The 3,977-nt window shown below is 76.1% G+C and carries 4 protein-coding genes; 1 reads left to right on the top strand and 3 read right to left on the bottom strand.

From position 1 onward, the window contains the following. The first annotated feature begins 412 nt into the window (after window positions 1-412). Complete coding sequence (locus ACYC1Z_RS14495; RefSeq protein ID WP_461410226.1) at window positions 413-757, top strand: DUF488 domain-containing protein; 345 nt, start codon at window positions 413-415, stop codon at window positions 755-757. 289 nt (window positions 758-1,046) lie between these two features. Here ACYC1Z_RS14495 and ACYC1Z_RS14500 read toward each other — a convergent pair whose 3' ends face one another. The 3 genes from ACYC1Z_RS14500 to modA form a co-directional block, all read right to left on the bottom strand. Next, window positions 1,047-2,264 carry a sulfate/molybdate ABC transporter ATP-binding protein gene (locus ACYC1Z_RS14500; protein ID WP_461410227.1) on the bottom strand — a complete coding sequence of 406 codons (1,218 nt, stop codon included), beginning with the start codon at window positions 2,262-2,264 and terminating at the stop codon, window positions 1,047-1,049. After that, window positions 2,261-3,085, bottom strand: coding sequence for an ABC transporter permease (locus ACYC1Z_RS14505; RefSeq protein ID WP_461410228.1), 825 nt, complete (start codon window positions 3,083-3,085; stop codon window positions 2,261-2,263). Before ACYC1Z_RS14505 ends, ACYC1Z_RS14500 begins: the two co-directional genes overlap by 4 nt. Window positions 3,086-3,153: 68 nt before the next feature. Continuing rightward, window positions 3,154-3,945, bottom strand: coding sequence for a molybdate ABC transporter substrate-binding protein (modA, locus tag ACYC1Z_RS14510; protein WP_461410229.1), 792 nt, complete (start codon window positions 3,943-3,945; stop codon window positions 3,154-3,156). Window positions 3,946-3,977 lie beyond the last annotated feature (32 nt).

The following is a 3,977-nucleotide window of genomic DNA, read 5'->3' on the forward strand; positions in this document are numbered from 1 at the left end:
GCCGGCCCACGCCACGAGCGGGCGCACCGGCCCGCCGCCGCACGGCCCCACCGCCGCACCGCCGCACCGGTCCCGCCGCCGCACCGGTCCCGCCGTCGCACCGGTCCCGCCGTCGCACCGGTCCCGCCGTCGCACCGGTCCCGCCGTCGCACCGGTCCCGCCGTCGCACCGCCGCACGGCCTCCCCCGCCGCACGAGCCCGCCGCCGCACGGGCCCGCCGTAGCACGGCCCCACCGCCGCACCGGTACGCCGGCCCCCGCCGCGCCGATAGCACGCCGGCCCCCGCCCACGGCCTGACTCGCCGGTCTGGCATCCACGGTCTGTCGCCCGCAGCCGATGTCCATGGGCGGCGTCCACGGGCTGAGGTCGGGCACGCCCTGGTGCGGCCGGCGCGGGCGGGCCACACTGAGTCATGGCCCTACGACTCGCCCGCATCTACGACGACCCCACCGACGACGACGGATTCCGCGTCCTGGTGGACCGGCTCTGGCCGCGCGGCATCAAGAAGGTCGACGCCCACGTGGACGTGTGGCTTCGCGACGTCGGCCCCTCGGACGAGTTGCGCGCCTGGTTCGGCCACGAACCTGCCCGCTTCGAGGAGTTCACCCGCCGCTACCGAGCGGAGCTCGCGGACAACCCCGCCTTCGTCGAGCTGCGCTCGCTCGCGGCCGAGCACCCCACCGTGACACTGCTCTACGGCGCGAAGGACACCGAGCACAACCAGGCGGTGGTGCTCGCAGGCGTGCTGCGCGGGTAGTGCCGTCCTCGCGGTGGCGGCGATTCGCGGGTAGCGCGGCGACGGCGGTTCGCGGGTAGCACCTACGTCAGCCGCGGGCGTCATCACCGTGGCGGTCCTCGACCCGTCCGGCAACGTCCTCGGCGCCTCGAACAACCCGAGCGGACGGCGCACCGCGGGTCGTGGGTCGTGGGTCCCAACCCACCCGGTGGTACGGCGGCGCGCACGCTCGACGGACACAGCGCGCACGCTCGACGGACACAGCGCGCACGTTCGACGGACACGGCGCACTGGTGCGGATGAGGGGCGCTCAGGCCGGGTAGAGCGCGACCTCGGCGGCCTTGACCGCGAACAGCACCGGCACGTTCGGCGCCAGGCCGAGGGCGGCCACCGACGCGGGCGTGATGTCCGCGGCGAGCACGTGCCCGCCGTCGGTGCGGGCGCGCACGCGGACGAGCTCGCCCTGCTGCTCCAGGGACGTGACCGTGACACCGACCGTGTTGCGCGGCGACCCGCCCGGCGGCTCCAGGTGCACGGCCACCGCCCGCGGGGAGAACGTCGCGGCGACCGCCGCCCCCGGCATGAGGGCTGGATCGGCCAGCCCGTGCAGCAGCAGCGGTGGCTCGTCCGGGCGCGGCGCCGGTGCCAGGACCGCGGCGTCGGCGCCGGTGCCGTCGAGGCTGCCGGCTACCAGGTTCACCCCAGCCAGCGCCGCGGCGAAGCTCGACCGGGGTCGGGTCAGCACGTCGAGGGTCGGGCCCCGCTCGACGACGCGGCCGCCGTCGAGGACGACGACGGTGTCGGCCACCGCCAGCACGTCGAGCAGGTCGTGGGTGACGAGGACGGCGCTGCGGCCGGTGCCGCGCAGCAGCTCGCGCAGGAGCTGGCGCATCGCGGCAGCGACCTCGACGTCCAGGGCCGAGAGCGGCTCGTCGAGCAGCACCACGTCCGGGTCCGGCGCCAGTGCCCGGGCCAGCGACACCCGCTGCGCCTGCCCGCCGGAGAGCTTGCCCGGCCGACGGCCGGCGAGGTCGCCCGCCCCCACCTGCGCCAGCCGCTCGTGGGCCAGCTGCTCCGCCTCGCGCCGTCCGGAGCCGGCGGAGCGGGGCCCGAAAGCGACGTTGGCGAGCACGTCCAGATGCGGGAACAGCAGCGGCTCCTGGGCGAGCAGCGACACCCGCCGTCGGTGCGGTGGCACCCAGGTGGCGCCGTCGGCCACGACCGTCCGACCCACCCGCACGCTGCCCGACGCGGGCCGGACGGTGCCGGCGATCAGGCCCAGCAGAGTGGACTTGCCCGCGCCGTTCGCGCCCAGCACGCCCAGCACCTGGCCGGCGGGCAGGTCGACGTCGAGCGTGACGTCCCGTTCGGGCACGCTCGCGTGCACGGCGAGGCCGACGGCGGAGCCGGTGCGGGCACCATCGCCGCCCGCGGAGCCGGTGTGGGCACCATCGCCGACGGCGGAGCGCGCCCTGGCGGGAGCGGCCTCGGGACCCGTCGGGTCGGAGCCGGCCGGGGGCGCGCTCATCGGCCCGCCCGCCCGCGCTGGGTGGCCAGGACCATGATCGCGGCGACGGCGATGAGGAGGACGGACAGTGCCAACGCCGCGTCGGGGTCCGTCTCGCGCTGGAGGTAGATCTCCAGCGGCATGGTTCGCGTGACGCCCTGGAGGGAGCCGGCGAAGGTCAGCGTCGCGCCGAACTCGCCGAGGGAGCGTGCGAACGCCAACGCCGTCCCCGAGCTCAGGGCCGGCAGTAGCAAGGGGATCGTCACCCGGCGCAGCACGGTCGTCGGGCGCGCGCCGAGGGTGGCGGCGACCGCCTCGTATCGGCGCCCCGCGGTGCGTGCCGCACCCTCGAGCGAGATGACCAGGAACGGCAGCGACACGAATGACTGGGCGATCACCACGGCCGCAGTGGTGAAGGCGATGTCGACGCCCAGCACCTCGAGCCGCGCGCCGAGCAGGCCGCGCTTGCCCAGCGTGCTCAGCAGCGCCAGGCCGGAGACGACCGGCGGCAGCACCAGCGGGAGCAGGACGACGGTGCGGATCACCCGTCGCCCGGGCAGGTGCACGCGCGCCAGGACCAGGCCGAGGGGCACCCCCAGGACGACGACGATGACCGTCGAGAGCATCGAGGTGCGCAGGCTCAGGGCGAGCGCGCCGAGCGAGGCCTCGGAGGTGATCAGCGCACCGAACCGCGACCACGGCACCCGGAGCAGCATGCCCAGGACCGGGATGGCGACGAGCAGCGCCGCGAGGGTGGCCGGCACGAGCACCCACCGCGGCAGCCCGTCGTCGTGCGCCAGCCGCACCCGGGACGTGGAACCCGCGCGACGCGCCCGATCCACGGCGGTGGCGGCGCCGGCACCTCGGTCCGGGGTCGGGTGTTCGCCCGTGCGCCCCTCGCGTGGGTGGCTCACGGGATCCTGAATCCGGCGTCGGACAGGATCCGCGTCCCCGCGTCGCTCATGAGGACCTCGATCCACAGCGCGCCGAGCTCAGGTTCGCCGGCGTCGTCGAGCACGGCGACGGGGTAGCGGTTGACGACCTCGCCGGCGCCCGGGACCTCGATGATCTCGACGTCGGCCCCGGCGCTCGCGGCGTCGGTGGTGTACACGAGGCCGGCGTCGGCCTGGCCGGAGGTGACCTTGCCGAGGACGTCGGCCACGTTGCCCTCCTCGCTCACCGGCCGCAGGGTGACGCCGAGGTTCTCGGTGAGAGCGCGGGTCGCGGCCCCGCACGGCACCTGCGGGGCGCAGACCACGAGGTCGGTGCCGTCCAGGCCGGCGTCCAGGCCGGTGATCCCGGCGGGGTTGCCGGGGGGCGTGACGAGCGTGAGGACGTTCTCCGCGAAGATCGGGGTGTCCCCGGTGATCGCGCCGCCCGCGACGGCGTCGGCCATGGTGGACTCGTTCGCCGTGGCGAGCACGTCCGCCGGGGCCCCGGCCAGGATCTGGGAGACCAGGTCGGAGGAGCCGGCGAAGGAGAAGGAGACCGAGACGTCGGGGTAGCGCGCCTCGAGCACGGCGGCGATCTCCTCGAACACGCCGTTGAGCGAGGCGGCAGCGAAGACGGTCAGCTCGCCGGCCGGAGCAGGCTCGGTCGACGCTGCCGCCGTCGCGGTCTCGGCAGCGTCGGTGCGGGTCGCCCCCGCCTCGGGGGCGTCGTCGGCGGCGGCGCAGGCGGCCAGTGCCAGGACGGGGACCAGGGCGAACGCCCCGACGGCGCGGGGCCACCGCG

The organism is Georgenia sp., assembly GCF_054605595.1.

What these genes read in the sequence shown, in the direction of transcription:
- ACYC1Z_RS14495 (WP_461410226.1), top strand. Translation starts at nt 413, where the DNA reads ATGGCCCTACGACTCGCCCGCATCTACGACGACCCCACCGACGACGAC.
- ACYC1Z_RS14500 (WP_461410227.1), bottom strand. Translation starts at nt 2,264, where the DNA reads ATGAGCGCGCCCCCGGCCGGCTCCGACCCGACGGGTCCCGAGGCCGCT.